This is a genomic window from Stenotrophomonas maltophilia group sp. msm1 (assembly GCF_032025805.1).
Taxonomy (GTDB): domain Bacteria; phylum Pseudomonadota; class Gammaproteobacteria; order Xanthomonadales; family Xanthomonadaceae; genus Stenotrophomonas; species Stenotrophomonas hibiscicola.
Window position 1 is genome coordinate 232,214 of the sequence record NZ_JAVSKH010000004.1, and the last position, 16,149, is coordinate 248,362.

The 16,149-nt window shown below is 66.9% G+C and carries 13 protein-coding genes; 10 read left to right on the forward strand and 3 right to left on the reverse strand.

Annotation, left to right across the window (positions count from 1 at the left end; translation table 11 throughout):
- Positions 1–43: 43 nt before the first annotated feature.
- The 3 genes from ROV95_RS18255 to ROV95_RS18265 form a co-directional block, all read right to left on the reverse strand.
- The gene (locus tag ROV95_RS18255) at positions 44–1,252 is read right to left on the reverse strand and encodes an acetyl-CoA C-acyltransferase (RefSeq protein ID WP_005409292.1); all 1,209 of its coding nucleotides are present in this window, start codon (positions 1,250–1,252) and stop codon (positions 44–46) included.
- Between the two features lie 74 nt (positions 1,253–1,326).
- Positions 1,327–3,699, reverse strand: coding sequence for a 3-hydroxyacyl-CoA dehydrogenase/enoyl-CoA hydratase family protein (locus ROV95_RS18260; RefSeq protein WP_312545653.1), 2,373 nt, complete (start codon positions 3,697–3,699; stop codon positions 1,327–1,329).
- 39 nt (positions 3,700–3,738) lie between these two features.
- Positions 3,739–4,392, reverse strand: coding sequence for a TetR family transcriptional regulator (locus ROV95_RS18265; RefSeq protein ID WP_134732327.1), 654 nt, complete (start codon positions 4,390–4,392; stop codon positions 3,739–3,741).
- Between the two features lie 346 nt (positions 4,393–4,738).
- Here ROV95_RS18265 and ndk point away from each other — a divergent pair, with 346 nt between their 5' ends.
- The 10 genes from ndk (at position 4,739) to folD (ending at position 16,098) form a co-directional block, all read left to right on the forward strand.
- Complete coding sequence (ndk, locus tag ROV95_RS18270; protein ID WP_005409295.1) at positions 4,739–5,164, forward strand: nucleoside-diphosphate kinase; 426 nt, start codon at positions 4,739–4,741, stop codon at positions 5,162–5,164.
- Between the two features lie 10 nt (positions 5,165–5,174).
- On the forward strand, positions 5,175–6,380 hold the full coding sequence (gene rlmN / locus ROV95_RS18275; protein WP_019661307.1) for a 23S rRNA (adenine(2503)-C(2))-methyltransferase RlmN: 1,206 nt from the start codon (positions 5,175–5,177) through the stop codon (positions 6,378–6,380).
- A complete protein-coding gene (pilW, locus tag ROV95_RS18280) occupies positions 6,367–7,152 on the forward strand; it encodes a type IV pilus biogenesis/stability protein PilW (protein ID WP_312545656.1) in 786 nt (261 codons plus the stop codon). The genes rlmN and pilW overlap by 14 nt, the downstream gene beginning before the upstream one ends.
- A gap of 18 nt (positions 7,153–7,170) precedes the next feature.
- The gene (locus tag ROV95_RS18285) at positions 7,171–8,043 is read left to right on the forward strand and encodes a RodZ domain-containing protein (protein ID WP_021202918.1); all 873 of its coding nucleotides are present in this window, start codon (positions 7,171–7,173) and stop codon (positions 8,041–8,043) included.
- Positions 8,044–8,108: 65 nt separating this feature from the next.
- Complete coding sequence (locus ROV95_RS18290) at positions 8,109–8,747, forward strand: tetratricopeptide repeat protein (protein WP_019661310.1); 639 nt, start codon at positions 8,109–8,111, stop codon at positions 8,745–8,747.
- Positions 8,747–9,955 (forward strand): outer membrane protein assembly factor BamB, encoded by a 1,209-nt coding sequence (gene bamB / locus ROV95_RS18295; protein ID WP_019661311.1) that lies wholly within the window; start codon positions 8,747–8,749, stop codon positions 9,953–9,955. Before ROV95_RS18290 ends, bamB begins: the two co-directional genes overlap by 1 nt.
- 15 nt (positions 9,956–9,970) lie before the next feature.
- Positions 9,971–11,368, forward strand: coding sequence for a ribosome biogenesis GTPase Der (gene der / locus ROV95_RS18300; protein WP_019661312.1), 1,398 nt, complete (start codon positions 9,971–9,973; stop codon positions 11,366–11,368).
- Positions 11,369–11,600: 232 nt separating this feature from the next.
- On the forward strand, positions 11,601–12,737 hold the full coding sequence (gene moeB, locus ROV95_RS18305; RefSeq protein ID WP_312545660.1) for a molybdopterin-synthase adenylyltransferase MoeB: 1,137 nt from the start codon (positions 11,601–11,603) through the stop codon (positions 12,735–12,737).
- Positions 12,738–13,105: 368 nt separating this feature from the next.
- Positions 13,106–14,938 (forward strand): monovalent cation:proton antiporter-2 (CPA2) family protein, encoded by a 1,833-nt coding sequence (locus ROV95_RS18310; protein ID WP_312545662.1) that lies wholly within the window; start codon positions 13,106–13,108, stop codon positions 14,936–14,938.
- Positions 14,939–15,219: 281 nt separating this feature from the next.
- Complete coding sequence (gene folD, locus ROV95_RS18315; protein ID WP_049402332.1) at positions 15,220–16,098, forward strand: bifunctional methylenetetrahydrofolate dehydrogenase/methenyltetrahydrofolate cyclohydrolase FolD; 879 nt, start codon at positions 15,220–15,222, stop codon at positions 16,096–16,098.
- Positions 16,099–16,149 lie beyond the last annotated feature (51 nt).

A 16,149-nucleotide genomic window follows, 5' to 3' on the forward strand; every position in this document is an offset into this window, starting at 1 on the left:
GGCCCCACAGCCAACCAACAATCAGCCGGCAACGCTTTGAACCTTACAGCGCCTCGAAAATACCCGCCGCGCCCATGCCGGTGCCGATGCACATGGTCACCATGCCGTACTTCTGCTGGCGACGACGCAGGCCGTGCAGCAGGGTTGCGGTACGGATCGCGCCGGTTGCACCCAGCGGGTGGCCCAAGGCAATCGCGCCGCCCAGCGGGTTGACCTTGCTCGGGTCCAGGCCGCAATCGCGGATCACCGCCAGCGACTGCGCGGCGAACGCTTCATTCAGTTCAATCCAGTCCAGCTGGTCCTGGGTCAGGCCCGCCTGCTTCAGTGCCTTCGGGATCGCGGCGATCGGGCCGATGCCCATCACTTCCGGGCGCACCCCGGCCACCGAGAAGCTGACGAAACGGGCCAGCGGGGTCAGGCCGTAGTCCTTGATCGCCTGTTCCGAGGCCAGCAGCACGGCACCGGCGCCATCGCTCATCTGCGACGAGTTACCGGCGGTGACGGTGCCGCCGAACTGGCCGTTGCGGAACACCGGGCGCAGCTTGGCCAGGCCTTCGGCCGAGGAGTCCGGGCGGGGGCCTTCGTCGGTGTCGGCGATCTTGTTGCGGGTGATGATGCGCTGGCCGTCGGCCAGGTCCGGCAGGTGCGAGACGATCTCGTACGGGCTGATCTCGTCCTTGAACTCGCCGTTCTGGATCGCGGCCATGGCCTTCTGGTGCGAGGCGAGGGCGAAGGCGTCCTGGTCTTCACGCGAGACCTTCCACTCTTCGGCGACCTTCTCGGCAGTGATGCCCATGCCGTAGGCGATGGCCACGTGGTCGTTGTCGAACACGCTCGGCGCCATGGCGATCTTGTTGCCCATCATCGGCACCATCGACATCGACTCGGTGCCACCGGCCAGCATCAGGTCGGCGTTGCCCAGGCGGATCGCGTCGGCGGCCTGCGCCACGGCCTGCAGGCCGGAGGAGCAGAAGCGGTTCACGGTCTGCGCGGCGATGGTGTTTGGCAGGCCAGCCAGCAGCACGCCGATGCGCGCCACGTTCATGCCCTGCTCGGCTTCGGGCATGGCGCAGCCGATGATCGCGTCATCGATGCGGTTGACGTCCACGCCCGGGGCCTGGGCGACGACGCTGCGCAGCACGTGCGCAAGCATGTCGTCGGGGCGGGTGTTGCGGAACATGCCCTTGGGCGCCTTGCCCACCGGGGTACGGGTGGCGGCGACGATGTAGGCGTCCTGGATTTGCTTGGTCATTGCAGTGATCTCTTGAATTTTTTAGCCGGAGTGCCGACCAACGGTCGGCACCCACCGGAAGCAGGGATGGGCGATCAGTTACGCAGCGGCTTGCCGGTCTTCAGCATGTGCGCGATGCGGGCTTGGGTCTTTTCCTGCTGGGCCAGTTCGACGAAGTGCTTGCGCTCCAGGGTCAGCAGCCACTCTTCGTCGACCAGGGTGCCGCGGTCGACCTTGCCGCCGCACAGCACGGTGGCGATGCGCTCGGCGATCTCGTAGTCGTACGGGCTGATGAAGCGGCCTTCCAGCATGTTGACCAGCATCATCTTGAAGGTGGCGATACCCACGTCACCGGCGACCTGGATGCGGCGTGCCGGCAGCGGCGGGCGGTAGCCCGCTTCTGCCAGGGCGCGTGCTTCGGCCTTGGCGATATGCAGGGCCTCGTAGCTGTTGAACACCACCTTGTCGGTGCTGCGCAGCAGGCCCAGCTCCTTGGCGTTGACCGCCGAGTTGGACACCTTGGCCATCGCCACGGTCTCGAAGGTCTTCTTCAGTTCGGCGAACACGTCGCCGCCCGGGCCTGCGGCCTGCGAGGCACGCACGGCCAGTTCCTTCAGGCCACCACCGGCCGGCAGCAGGCCGACGCCGGCTTCAACCAGGCCGATGTAGCTTTCCAGGAAGGCAACGGTCTTGGCGCTGTGCATCTGGAACTCGCAGCCGCCGCCCAGGGCCAGGCCACGCACGGCGGCCACCACCGGCACCAGGGAGTACTTGATGCGCTGGCTGGTGCGCTGGAAGTTGGCGACCATTTCCTCGAACTGGTCGACCTTGCCGGCCTGCAGCAGGCCGAGCGCACCGGCCAGGTCGGCACCGGCGGAGAAGGGTTCCTTCTGCTGCCAGATCACCAGGCCCTGGAAGTTCTTCTCGGCGCGGCTGACGCATTCCTGCAGGCCGTCCAGCACCTGGTCGGAGACGGTGTTCATCTTGGTCTTGAAACTGACCACCGCGATGCCATCGCCGTCGTGCCACATGCGCAGGCCGTCGTTCTCGAACACGGTCTCGCCCGGCGCGAACTGCTCGCCCAGCAGCGGATCCGGGAAGCGCTGGCGCTGGTACACCGGCAGCGACGAGCGCGGCAGCTTGGCATTGCGCGACGGGCTGTAGCTGCCTTCGGCGGCGTGCACGCCGTCGCGGCCATCGAACACCCAGTCCGGCAGCGGGGCGTTGCTCATGCTCTTGCCGGCCACGATGTCATCGGCGATCCACTGTGCCACCTGCTTCCAGCCGGCAGCCTGCCAGGTCTCGAACGGGCCCAGCGACCAGCCGTAACCCCAGCGGATGGCCAGATCGACGTCGCGCGCGGTCTCGGCGATGTCGGCCAGGTGGTAGGCGCTGTAGTGGAACAGGTCGCGGAAGGTCGCCCACAGGAACTGCGCCTGCGGGTGCTGGCTCTCGCGCAGCTTGGCGAACTTCTCGGCCGGGTTCTTGATCTTCAGGATCTCGACCACTTCCGGTGCGGCGGTGCGGTCGGCCGGACGGTAGTCCTGCTTCTCCAGATCCAGTACCACGATGTCCTTGCCGACCTTGCGGAAGATGCCGGCGCCGGTCTTCTGGCCCAGCGCGCCCTTGGAAATCAGCGCGTCCAGCCACTTCGGCGACTTGAAGAATTCATGCCACGGGTCATTCGGCAGGGTGTCGCCCATGGTCTTGATGACGTGGGCCATGGTGTCCAGGCCGACCACGTCGGAGGTGCGGTAGGTGGCCGACTTCGGGCGGCCGACCAGCGGACCGGTCAGGCCGTCCACTTCATCGAAGCCCAGGCCGAACTGCTGGGTGTGGTGGATGGTGGACAGGATCGAGAACACGCCGATGCGGTTGCCGATGAAGTTCGGGGTGTCCTTGGCGTACACCACGCCCTTGCCCAGGGTGGTGACCAGGAACTCTTCCAGGCCTTCCAGCACGGCGGCGTCGGTGGTGGTGGCCGGGATCAGCTCGGCCAGGTGCATGTAGCGCGGCGGGTTGAAGAAGTGCACGCCGCAGAAGCGGTGGCGCAGCTGTTCGGGCAGCACGTCGGCCAGCTTGTTGATGCCCAGGCCCGAGGTGTTGGAGGCCAGCACCGCGTGGTCGGCCACGAACGGCGCAATCTTCTTGTACAGGTCCTGCTTCCAGTCCATGCGCTCGGCGATGGCCTCGATGATCAGGTCGCAGTCCTTCAGCTGCTCCAGGCCGGAGTCGTAATTGGCCGGGGTGATGGCTTCGGCCAGCGACTTGCTGGCCAGCGGCGCCGGGCTCAGCTTGCCCAGGTTGGCGATCGCCTTCAGCACGATGCCATCGGCCGGACCTTCCTTCGCAGGCAGGTCGAACAGCACGGTGTCGACGCCGGCGTTGGTGAGGTGGGCGGCGATCTGGGCACCCATGACGCCGGCACCCAGCACGGCGGCGCGGCGGACTAGCAGGGAATTGGACATGGTGTAGGGCCTTTGTTGGTCAGCAGTTACTGGGTGGAATCAACGGGAAGCGGGCAGGGCGCTGGCGCGTGCGGCGGCGCGGAACCCGGCTTCGGCGAAATGGATCAGTTCGTGGGCGGCATGGGCACGATGCGCCGCTTCGGTGACACCGGCGGGACGCTTGATCAGCCCGAAGTCGGCCATCGCATAGGTCAGCGAGCCAGCCAGGAAGTCGAGGCGCCAGTACAGCTCCTCCTTGCTCAGGTCCGGTACGCATTCGCCGATGGCCTTGCCGAACGCACGCAGCACGTGGCCGTAGTGGTCGGACAGGAACTTGCGCAGGTTGTCGTTCTTCTCGGCGTAGGCGCGGGCAATCACGCGCACGAAGGCGCCGCCGTTCTGGCGGTCCTGGGCCAGCGCCAGGGCCGGCTCGACGAAGGCGGCCAGCACCGGGCGCAGTTCGCCGGGGTGTTCGCTGCGGGCCCGCTCCAGCTGCGCCAGGCGCGCGCCGGTCATCTCGTCCATGCGGCGGCGGAAGACCTCATTGACCAGATTTTCCTTGGAACCGAAGTGGTAGTTGACCGCGGCGATGTTGACGTCGGCCTGGCTGGTCACCTGGCGCAGCGAGGTTCCGGCGAAGCCGTGCTGGGCGAACAGCTCCTCGGCCGCGCCGAGGATCCGGTCCTTGGTCGAGAAGTGGGCGGGTTTGGCCATCGGCGGGCAGACCTTAATCAAACGATTGTTTGATACTAGGACCAGACGGTACCGTATGGCATTTTGCAGTGCAGCAAAATCGGCGGGCTCGGTCAGATTTCACTCAGGTGGGTGAATGGGTGGACCTGAACCTGTAGAGCCGAGCCCGCGCTCGGCTGCTCTTCGGCCCAAACGCCAGCCGAGCATGGGCTCGGCGCTACAACAGGGCCACATGGCCCTCTACCACCCGGCCACGTTATCTTTTACAATTCGCCTACGTTTATCAGGCTAAGCCCGCGTCCCGACGCGGGTTTTTTTCATGTTACCCTTCGGGCCATCAGCGGCCCGATTCCATTGGAGACATCCCATGGCGCTGGAGCGCACCCTTTCGATCATCAAGCCGGACGCCGTTGCCAAGAACGTCATCGGCGAAATCTACGCCCGCTTCGAGAAGGCCGGCCTGAAGGTCGTGGCCGCCAAGTACAAGCAGCTGTCGCGCCGTGAAGCCGAAGGCTTCTATGCCGTGCACCGCGAGCGTCCGTTCTTCAACGCGCTGGTCGAGTTCATGATCTCCGGCCCGGTGATGATCCAGGCCCTGGAAGGCGAGAACGCCGTCCTGGCCCACCGCGACCTGCTGGGCGCCACCAACCCGAAGGAAGCCGCGCCAGGCACCATCCGCGCCGACTTCGCCGAATCCATCGATGCCAACGCCGCACACGGCTCGGACTCGGTCGAGAATGCTGCGATTGAGATCGCCTACTTCTTCGCCGCCACCGAAGTCGTCTCGCGCTGAGAGTTATGCCGTGAACGAGGTCGTACAGTCCCCCGCCATCCAGCCGCTGCCGAAGTCGGCACCCACGGCTGGCAAGCAGAACCTGCTCGACCTCGATCGCGCGGGCCTGGAGAAGTTTTTCGTCGAGGTTCTCGGCGAGAAGAAGTTCCGTGCCCATCAGGTGATGAAGTGGATCCACCATCGCTACGTCACCGATTTCGATGAAATGACCGACCTCGGCAAGGTCCTGCGCGCCAAGCTGCAGGCCCATGCCGAGGTGCTGGTTCCGAACATCGTGTTCGACAAGCCCTCCGCCGACGGCACACACAAGTGGCTGCTGGCGATGGGCGTGGATGGCAAGAACGCCATCGAGACCGTGTACATCCCGGACAAGACCCGCGGCACGTTGTGCGTGTCCTCGCAGGTCGGTTGCGGCCTGAACTGCACGTTCTGCTCCACCGCCACCCAGGGCTTCAACCGTAACCTGACCACCGCCGAGATCATCGGCCAGGTGTGGGTTGCCGCACGCCACCTGGGCAACGTGCCGCACCAGATGCGCCGCCTCACCAACGTGGTGATGATGGGCATGGGCGAGCCGCTGATGAATTTCGACAACGTCGTGCGCGCCATGAGCGTGATGCGCGACGACCTGGGCTACGGCCTGGCCAACAAGCGCGTGACCCTGTCGACCTCCGGCCTGGTGCCGCAGATCGACCGCCTGTCTGCCGAAAGCGACGTGTCGCTGGCGGTGTCGCTGCATGCGCCGAACGACGCACTGCGCGAGACGCTGGTGCCGCTCAACAAGAAGTACCCGATCGCCGAGCTGATGGCCTCGTGCGCACGCTACCTGCGCGCCAACAAGCGCCGCGAATCGGTCACCTTTGAATACACCCTGATGAAGGGCATCAACGACAAGCCCGAGCATGCCCGCGAGCTGGCCCGCCTGATGCGCCAGTTCGACAACGCGGTGCAGGCCAAGGATTCGGGCAAGGTCAACCTGATCCCGTTCAATCCGTTCCCGGGCACCCGCTACGAGCGTTCCGAGGAGGCCAACATCCGCGCCTTCCAGAAGATCCTGCTCGACAGCAACGTGCTGACGATGGTCCGCCGCACCCGTGGCGACGACATTGACGCCGCCTGTGGCCAGCTCAAGGGCCAGGTGATGGACCGCACCCGCCGCCAGGCGGAGTTCAACAAGACGCTGCAGGCGGGGAAGGGGAGCGATGCCGCGGCCTGACCGCCTCTGGCTGGCGCTTCTCGCAGGCGTGCTGGCCGTTGCGGTCGGCGGCTGCAAATCCCAACCCAAGGCCAGGCTGGGCCCCAGCGAAGCGCCGGTCTATTCGGTGCGCGATCCGGACAGCGTGCGGCGCCAGGTGCGCCTGCAGGATCTGTTGGCGCTGGCTGCCCGTGACATGCAGGTCGGCAACCTGGATGCGGCCGAACGCAAGGCGCGCGAGGCGCTGAAGCTGGCGCCCGACTCGCCGGATGCGCTGGTGCTGCTGGCCGGCATCGATGAGCGCCGTGGCCGGAGCCAGCAAGCGGGCGAGAGCTTCCGCAGGGCGGCCGAACAGGCGCCACAGCGCGGTGACATCCTCAACAATTACGGGGCGTGGCTGTGCCAGCAGGGGCGGCCGGCCGAGTCGCTGGCGTGGTTCGATCGAGCGCTGCAGGCGCCGGGCTACGCCACACCGGCCGAATCCCAGGCCAATGCGGGCAGCTGTGCACTGGACGCTGGCCAACTTGAACGTGCCGAAGGCGACCTGCGCGCGGCGCTGTCGGTGCTGCCGGGAAACCCGGTCGCGCTCGAGGCGATGGCCCAGCTCAGCTTCCGCCAGGGCCGCTTCATGGAGGCGCGGGCCTTCGCCGAACGTAGGATTGCGGCTGCACCCGCAACGCGTTCCGTGTTACAACTTGCGTCTCAAATCGAAGCGCGGCTGGGTGATCGGGCGGCATCTGATCGCTATCTTCAGCGGATTCGACAGGAATTTCCGCAGGAAGCGGGCTCCTAACTCCAGGGTTGATGCATTGTGATTGATGACCAGACTGTGAGCGCTCTCGAGACTGCGGCCGGCTGCGGCACCCGCCTGCGCCAGGCCCGCGAGGCGGCCGGACTGACCCTCGAAGATGTCGGCTCGCGCCTGCGAATGCCGGTCCAGGTGGTCAGGTCGCTGGAAGAAGAACAATGGCAGAAGCTTGGCGCGCCGGTGTTCGTGCGCGGCCAGCTGCGCAGCTACGCGCGGCTTCTGGACGTGGACGTGGGAGAGCTGCTGGAGCAGGCCCAGGTCGGCCCGGTGGTGCCGCCTACCCTGGTCAGCCATACCCATACCCCGCGTGCGCGCCGCATTGCCGAGAATCTCGGCCGTCGCGTGCTGTACGTCGGCATCACCGCGGTGCTGGCAGTGCCGGTGTGGTTCGCCACCCGTGGTCATTTCGATGGCAGTGCGACGCCGTCGCCGAACACCGCCTCGCTGGACGCGATTCCGGCCGCCGTGCCGGTGACCCCCTCTGCCGCCGGCGTCGAGCCGGCCGCGGTGGCGGACGTGGCGAGCGCTCCGGCCAGCAAGCCGGCCGCCACTCCGTACGTGGCCTCGCTGGCCCCGGTGCCGCGTCCAGCCCCGGCACCGGCCGCTGCCGCCAATACGCTGGACATGCAGTTCAGTGGCGACAGCTGGGTCGATATCGGCGGCCCGGACGGCAGCACAGTCGAGAAGGCGCTGATCAAATCCGGCGAGAGCCGCAGCTTCACGCCGGGCCAGGTGACCCGGGTGACCCTGGGCAACGCCTCGGCGGTCCAGGTTCAGCAGAACGGCGCTATCGTCGATCTGACCCCCTACCAGCGAGCCAACGTGGCACGCTTTCAGGTATCCTCTGAAGGCTCCGTAGTCCCGGTTTCGCACTGAGGCGCGGTTTCACCACCTTCGATTAATTCCAATGGTCCCTCCCGATGGGCGGGGCGAGAGTACGCATGGCGATCGACGATCTGCTCGACGAGCACGAACAAAGTGAACGCGTCCGCAGCTGGCTGCGGAAGAATGGCGCCAGCATCCTCGGTGGCGTGGTCATCGCCATCGGTGCCATTGCCGGCTGGCAGTGGTACCAGAAGGATCAGGGCGGCAAGCTGGCCTCGGCCAATGTCGAGTACCAGAAGGCGCTCGTTGGCCTGCAGCAGAACAAGCTCGACGACGCCGCCAAGGCGGTCAAGGCGCTCGAAGCCGGCCCGTCCAGCATTTACGGTGACCTGGCGGCGCTGCAGCTGGCCAAGGCCCAGGTCGACGCGGGCAAGAACGAAGAAGCCCTGGCTACCCTGCGCGGCGTGAAGGTTGAAGGTGACCTGCAGCGCGTGGTCGACCAGCGCGTGGCACGCCTGCTGGTGGCCACCGGCAAGAGCGACGAGGCGATCAAGCTGCTGGGCAGCGCCACCGACAGCAGCAGCCTGGAAATCCATGGCGATGCGCTGATGGCGCAGGGCAAGCGCGATGAGGCCCGCGCACAGTACGAGAAGGCGCTGAAGACGCTGGACGTGGCAGCGCCGCAGCGGCGCCTGCTGGAAACCAAGGTTATGGACGCCGGCGGCACCGTCGCCGCCCCTGCGGAGTCGGTTTGATGAGTCAGAAGGTCATGATCACCCGCGTCGCCACCGTGCTCCTGATGGGCATGGCCCTGACCGGCTGCAGCACCATGAAGGGCTGGTTCGCCGGCAAGGACGCGGCCGCGAAGAAGGCACAGGAACCGGCTGAGCTGGTCAAGTTCGAGCCGACCCTGAAGGTCAACAAGGCCTGGTCGGTCAACCTCGGCAAGGGTGAGCGCCGCATCGGCGTGCGCCAGGGCCCGGCCGTGGCCAACGGCCACGTGTTCGCTGCGGCGATCACCGGTGGCGTGCACGCCATCGACCTGCAGACCGGCAAGAAGGTCTGGACCTGGGAGCCGCAGAAGGAAAAGAAGAAGGCCAAGCTGCGCCTGTCCGGTGGCCCGGGTGTCGGTGAGAACCTGGTCGTGATCGGCACGCTCGATGGCCAGGTCATCGCGCTGGACATCAACGACGGCAGCGAAAAGTGGCGCGCCCGTGTTCCGGGTGAAGTCATCGCCGCGCCGGCCATCGCCCAGGGCGCGGTCTACGTGCGCAGCAACGACGGCCGTATCACTGCGTTCGATGCCGGCAACGGCACCCAGAAGTGGTTCAACCCGAGCGAGCTGCCGGCGCTGACCGTGCGTGGCAACGCACCGGTGGTGACCGGCCCGGGCGTGCTGTTCATCGGCAAGGACGAGGGCGCGGTTGCCGCCCTGGCCCAGCAGGATGGCCGCACCCTGTGGGAACAGAACGTGGGCAACGGTGAAGGCCGTACCGAGCTGGAGCGCATGGCCGATGTGGACGGCGCGCCGGTGCTGGATGGCAACACCCTGTTCGTGAGCAGCTTCAAGAACCAGACGATGGCCATTGAAGGCCCGACCGGTCGCCCGCTGTGGGCGCGCGACCACGGCGGTGCGGGTGGCGTGGCGGTGTCGTCGGGCAATGTGTTCGTGACCGACAACAAGGGCGGCGTGTTCGGCCTGGACAAGGCCAGCGGCGCAGCCATGTGGTCGCAGACGGCACTGGCCCGTCGCTCGCTGACCGGCCCGGCGCTGCATGGCGACTACGTCGTGGTCGGCGACTACAAGGGATACGTGCACTGGTTGCAGGCCTCCGATGGTGCGATGGCGGCACGGGCAAAGAGTGGCGGTGACGCCCTGCTGGCCCAGCCGGTCGTCGCAGACGGGGTGCTGCTGGTGCAGAACGTGGATGGCAAGCTGACCGCCTTCCGGTTGGCAAATTAATACGGAGTACTCGCGATGCTGCCTTTGGTCGCCCTGGTTGGACGGCCGAATGTCGGCAAGTCGACCATTTTCAATGCGTTGACCCGCACCCGTGACGCCCTGGTCCATGACCAGCCCGGCGTCACCCGTGATCGCAACTACGGCGTCTGCCGCCTCGACGAGGACAATCATTTCCTCGTCGTGGATACCGGCGGTATTGCCGGTGAGGACGAAGGCCTGGCCGGTGCCACCACCCGCCAGGCGCGTGCGGCGGCTGCCGAAGCGGACCTGATCCTGTTCGTCGTCGATGCCCGCGAGGGCACCTCGGCGCTGGACGACGAGATCCTGGCGTGGCTGCGCAAGCTGTCGCGCCCGACGTTGCTGCTGATCAACAAGATCGACGGTACCGACGAGGACAGCGTCCGCTCCGAGTTCGCCCGCTACGGTTTCGGCGAAATGCTGACCGTCTCGGCCGCGCATCGCCAGGGCCTGGACGACCTGCTGGACGAAGTGATCCAGCGCCTGCCGGAAGAAGGTAGCGGCGAAGAACTGGACAACGATCCGAACCGCATCCGCATTGCCTTCGTCGGCCGCCCGAACGTGGGCAAGTCGACCCTGGTCAACCGCATCCTCGGCGAGGAGCGCATGATCGCCTCCGACGTGCCGGGCACCACCCGCGACTCGATCGCGGTGGACCTGGAGCGCGACGGTCGCGAATACCGCCTGATCGATACCGCCGGCCTGCGCCGTCGCTCGCGCGTGGACGAGGTCGTCGAGAAGTTCTCGGTGGTCAAGACCATGCAGTCGATCGAGCAGTGCCAGGTGGCCGTGCTGATGCTCGACGCCACCGAAGGCGTGACCGACCAGGACGCCACCGTGCTCGGTGCCGTGCTCGACGCCGGCCGCGCGCTGGTGATCGCCATCAACAAGTGGGATGGCCTGACCGAGTACCAGCGCGAACAGGCTGAAACCATGCTGTCGCTCAAGCTGGGCTTCGTGCCCTGGGCCGAATCGGTGCGCATTTCGGCCAAGCACGGCTCGGGCCTGCGCGAGCTGTTCCGTGCGGTGCACCGCGCGCACGAATCGGCCAACAAGACCTTCACCACCAGCGAAGTGAACAAGGCGCTGGAAGTGGCGTACGAGACCAATCCGCCGCCGACCATCCGCGGCCATGTCTCCAAGCTGCGCTACGTGCACCCGGCCGGTTCCAACCCGCCGACCTTCATCGTGCACGGCACCCGCCTGAAGGAACTGCAGGAGTCGTACAAGCGCTACCTGGAGAACTTCTTCCGCAAGCGCTTCAAGCTGATCGGCACGCCAGTGAGCTTCATCTTCCGCGAGGGTACCAACCCGTACGAGGGCAAGAAGAACGTCCTCACCGAGCGGCAGATCAAGTCCAAGCGGCGCTTGATGAAGCACGTCAAGGGCAAGTGATTCACGGGAAGGCGGCCGCAGGGCCGCCTTTTTCGTTGTTGGGAAATGGGATCTGATCCCGGGCGCGGGGCTGGCGCTACCGTAGGCTTGCGGTGGACCTGTAGAGCCGAGCCTGCGCTCGGCTGCTTTTCGCGCATTGCCGCAGGCGCGCTACGCGCGCCAGCCGAGCATGGGCTCGCCTCTACAGATTCTGGTCAACGCGGCCTGCCGCCACGTGCGCGATAATGCGGCCATGAGCATCCAAGAGCTTTCCCCCGCGCAGGCACGCGAGCGCCTGGCCCATGGCGCGGTGCTGATCGATGTGCGCGAGGCGCACGAGCGGGCCGGCGGGATGGCCGAGGGCGCGCGCGGCGTGGCCAAGGGCGAGCTGCAGGCCGACCCGGCCGCGCATCTGCCGCGGCGCGACCAGGAGATCCTGCTGATCTGCCAGAGCGGCAAGCGCTCGGCCGATGCCGTGCAGTTCCTGCTGGAGGCCGGCTACACAAACGTCGCTTCCGTGACGGGTGGTACCGTGGCCTGGCGCGAGCAGTCGCTGCCCTTGGTGCAGCCGCTCGCCAGCGCCGCCGACCGCGATTTCTTTGATCGCTATTCGCGGCACCTGCTGCTGCCGCAGGTGGGCGAAGCCGGCCAGCGCCGGCTGCAGCAAGCGCGCGTGCTGGTACTGGGCGCGGGCGGGCTGGGCGCACCGGCTGGTTTCTACTTGGCAGCGGCTGGGGTAGGGCACCTGCGCCTCGCCGACCACGACCGCGTGGAGCGCAGCAACCTTCACCGGCAGATCGTGCACACCGAGGCCAGCGTCGGCCAGCTCAAGGTCGATTCCGCACGCGAGCGGCTGCTGGCGCTGAACCCGTCGATCGAGGTCGAGGCCGTGCCCGAGCGGGTCACCTCCGACAACGTGGATGCGCTGCTGGACGGCGTGGATGTGGTGCTGGATGGCTCGGATAACTTCCCGCTGCGCTACCTGCTCAACGACGCCTGCATCAAGCACGCCATGCCGCTGGTCTATGCCGCCATCGAGCGCTTCGACGGCCAGGTAAGCGTGTTTGACGCCGGCCGCCAGCGCGGCGTGGCGCCGTGCTACCGCTGCCTGTTCCCCGAGCCGCCGCCGCCGGAGTTCGCGCCGAACTGTTCCGAGGCCGGGGTGCTGGGCGTGCTGCCCGGGTTGGCTGGTGTGCTGCAGGCCACCGAAGTGCTGAAGCTGCTGCTGGGCATCGGTGAGCCGCTGGTGGGGCGGCTGCTGCGCTTCGATGCGCTGGGCATGCGCTTCCGCGAGACCGGCATCCGGCCGGACCCGCATTGCCCGGTGTGTGCGCCGGGCGTGCCGTTCCCGGGGTATATCGATTACGCCGCGTTCTGCCGGGGTGGGTGAGGCTGGCCGGGGATTCATCCACGCATGGCGTGGATCTACCGGGGCGCGGCGGCTGTGCGTCATCCACGCATGGCGTGGATCTACTGGGGCATTACGGCTGTGCGTCATCCACGCATGGCGTGGATCTACTGTAGAGCCGAGCCCATGCTCGGCTGCTTCAGGCCTCGGCACGAAGAGCAGCCGAGCGTGGGCTCGGCTCTACAGGTCATGGCACCCACTGAAGCATGTGCATGGTTTCGGGATGATGTCGGGGGGCACTCCCTGCATCGTTCCACCTCCAAGACAATCCGGCGCAACATGCGTGCTATTGCCGTCATCGGCATTGCTCTATTGTTGAACCCGATTCTGGATCTTGGGGAAAACACCGCATGGCGGTAGAAGCAGCGACCAGCGAACTGGTCAAGGTCGTCGCCCTGTTGGGCGCGGCGGTGGTGATGGTGCCTTTGTTCCGCCGGGCCGGCCTGGGCTCGGTGCTGGGCTACTTCGCCGCCGGCCTGGCGATCGGACCGTTCGGGCTGGGCTGGTTCTCCGACCCGCAGGCCATCCTGCATACCGCCGAACTCGGCGTGGTGATGTTCCTGTTCGTGATCGGCCTGGAAATGCGGCCCTCGCACCTGTGGAGCCTGCGCAAGGAGATCTTTGGGCTGGGCACGCTGCAGATCGTTACCTGTGCGGTGGTGCTGACCAGCATCGCCAAGCTGTTCGGCCTGCCGTGGCAGGTGGCCTTCATCGGCGCCACCGGCTTCGTGCTCACCTCCACCGCAGTGGTGATGCAGTTGCTGGCCGAGCGTGGTGACATCGCGCTGCCGTCGGGGCAGAAGATCGTCTCCATCCTGCTGTTCGAAGACCTGCTGATCGTGCCGTTGCTGGCGCTGGTGGCCTGGATGGGCCCGAGCGCGGGCAGCGCCGATGGCGAGGGTTCGCGTTGGCTGTCGGTGGCGATCGGCGTCGGCGCCATCGTTGGCCTGGTGCTGGTCGGCCGCTTCCTGCTCAACCCACTGTTCCGCGTGCTGGCCGAGTCGAAGGCGCGCGAGGTGATGACCGCCGCCGCGTTGCTGGTGGTGCTGGGTGCTGCGCTGCTGATGCAGCTGTCCGGCCTGTCGATGGCGATGGGCGCGTTCCTCGCGGGCGTGCTGCTGAGCGAGTCGAGCTTCCGGCACCAGATCGAAGCGGACATCGAACCGTTCCGCGGCATCCTGCTCGGCCTGTTCTTCCTCAGCGTCGGCATGGCGCTGGACCTGGGCGTGGTGGCCGGCAACTGGCAGCTGATCCTCGGCCTGGTGCTGGCGTTGATGGCGGCCAAGGCGCTGTGCATCTACGTGGTCGCGCGCATCATGGGCAGCGACCACGCGCAGGCGCTGGACCGTGGCGTGCTGATGGCGCAGGGCGGCGAGTTCGCCTTCGTGTTGTTCTCCGCCGCGGCATCGGCCGGCGTGATCAACCTGGAGATCAATGCCAATTTCACCGCGGTGGTGGTGTTGTCGATGGCGCTGACCCCGCTGGTGGTGCTGCTCTACAAGCGCATCGCGCCGAAGCCGACGGTAAACATGGACGGCGTGGACGAGGCCGAGGGCCTGTCCGGCAGCGTGCTGCTGATCGGCTTCGGCCGCTTCGGCCAGGTTGCCAGCCAGTCGCTGTTGGCGCGCGATGTGGACGTGACCATCATCGACAACGATGTGGAGATGATCCAGAGCGCGGCGCGGTTCGGTTTCAAGATCTACTACGGCGACGGCACGCGACTGGACGTGCTGCATGCCTCAGGCGCGGCCACCGCACGTGCGATTGCGGTGTGCGTGGACAAGGCCGAGGCCGCCGACCGCATTGTTGAACTGGTGGCGCACGAGTTCCCGCAGGCCAAGCTGATGGTGCGCTCGTTCGACCGCGAGCATTCGCTGCGGCTGATCCATGCCGGTGTCGATTTCCAGATCCGCGAGACGTTTGAATCGGCGGTGCTGTTCGGCCAGGCCGCGCTGGTGGAACTGGGTGCGGATGAAGACGATGCGGTGGAGATTGCCGAGCAGATCCGTCGCCGCGATGCCGAGCGTTTTGAGCTGGAGATTGCCGGTGGTGGCTTGAATGCCGGCGCCAAGATGGTGTTCGGCAACTCCGGCCAGGGCGTGCCGACGCCGACGCCGTTCACCGCGCCGAAGCGGGCAAGCAAGACGTTGAACCCGCAGGATGTGCCGGAAGAGGAAGAGTAGAGCCGAGCCCATGCTCGGCTTGCTCTTCGGCCGGGTTGCGATAAAGCCGCGCTGCGCGCGTGAGCCGAGCGTAGGCTCGGCTCTACAAGGGCGGGTCGGACGGCTGTAGAGCCGAGCCCATGCTCGGCTGCTCTTCGGTCAGGTTGCGATAAAGCCGCGCTGCGCGCGTGAGCCGAGCGCAGGCTCGGCTCTACAAGGGCGGGCGGATCGGAGCCGTGGCGGTGGGCGAGGGGGCCTGAATCAGGGACAATAGCGTCCCCGCCGCCCCACGCCTGCCTCCGATGACCGATTCCGCCCCCCAGCATCCTGCCCGCATCCTTGATGGCCGCCGTATCGCCGAGGACCTGCTCGACAGCCTGAAGGTGCGCGTCGACGCCCGCGTGGCCGCCGGTGGCAGCCGTCCGGGCCTGGCCGTGGTGCTGGTCGGTGGCGACCCGGCCTCGACCGTGTACGTGCGCAACAAGCGCCGTGCCGCCGAGAAGGTCGGCATCGAGGCGCATGACTACGACCTGCCGGCCGGTACCACCGAGGCCGAGCTGCTCGACCTGATCGACCAGCTCAACGCCGATCCGAAGATCAATGGCATCCTGATCCAGCTGCCGCTGCCGGGCATCCCCGACGCGCGCCGGCTGATCCAGCGCATCGACCCGCGCAAGGACGTGGACGGCTTCCACCCGGAAAACGTCGGCCACCTGGCCCTGCGCGAGTTCGGCCTGCGCCCCTGCACCCCGCGTGGCATCACCACGTTGCTGGGCCACACCGACCAGCCGGTGCGCGGCCGCAACGCCACCATCGTGGGCGTGAGCAACCACGTCGGCCGCCCGATGGGCCTGGAGCTGCTGATCGCCGGCTGCACCGTGACCAGCTGCCACAAGTTCACCCCCAAGGACGTGCTGGAACAGGCCGTGCGCAACGCCGACATCCTGGTGGTGGCGGTCGGTCGCCCGGGCATCGTGCCGGGAGAGTGGGTGAAGCCGGGCGCGGTGGTGATCGACGTGGGCATCAACCGGTTGGATGACGGCCGGTTGGTGGGCGACGTCGGGTTTGAAGCGGCTGCCCAGCGGGCCAGCTGGATCACCCCGGTGCCGGGCGGCGTGGGACCGATGACCGTGGCCACGTTGATGCAGAACACCCTGGAAGCGGCGGAAGCGCTGAGCTGACCTCACTTGGGGCTGTTCTCAGGTGCCTGAGGGATAGTGCGGACCAACGGT

Coding starts and splice junctions, on each gene's coding strand:
- pilW (WP_312545656.1), top strand. CDS start 6,367: ATGCCGCGGCCTGACCGCCTCTGGCTGGCGCTTCTCGCAGGCGTGCTG.
- ROV95_RS18265 (WP_134732327.1), bottom strand. CDS start 4,392: ATGGCCAAACCCGCCCACTTCTCGACCAAGGACCGGATCCTCGGCGCG.
- ndk (WP_005409295.1), top strand. CDS start 4,739: ATGGCGCTGGAGCGCACCCTTTCGATCATCAAGCCGGACGCCGTTGCC.
- ROV95_RS18310 (WP_312545662.1), top strand. CDS start 13,106: ATGGCGGTAGAAGCAGCGACCAGCGAACTGGTCAAGGTCGTCGCCCTG.
- ROV95_RS18260 (WP_312545653.1), bottom strand. CDS start 3,699: ATGTCCAATTCCCTGCTAGTCCGCCGCGCCGCCGTGCTGGGTGCCGGC.
- der (WP_019661312.1), top strand. CDS start 9,971: ATGCTGCCTTTGGTCGCCCTGGTTGGACGGCCGAATGTCGGCAAGTCG.
- ROV95_RS18255 (WP_005409292.1), bottom strand. CDS start 1,252: ATGACCAAGCAAATCCAGGACGCCTACATCGTCGCCGCCACCCGTACC.
- ROV95_RS18290 (WP_019661310.1), top strand. CDS start 8,109: ATGGCGATCGACGATCTGCTCGACGAGCACGAACAAAGTGAACGCGTC.
- bamB (WP_019661311.1), top strand. CDS start 8,747: ATGAGTCAGAAGGTCATGATCACCCGCGTCGCCACCGTGCTCCTGATG.
- folD (WP_049402332.1), top strand. CDS start 15,220: ATGACCGATTCCGCCCCCCAGCATCCTGCCCGCATCCTTGATGGCCGC.
- moeB (WP_312545660.1), top strand. CDS start 11,601: ATGAGCATCCAAGAGCTTTCCCCCGCGCAGGCACGCGAGCGCCTGGCC.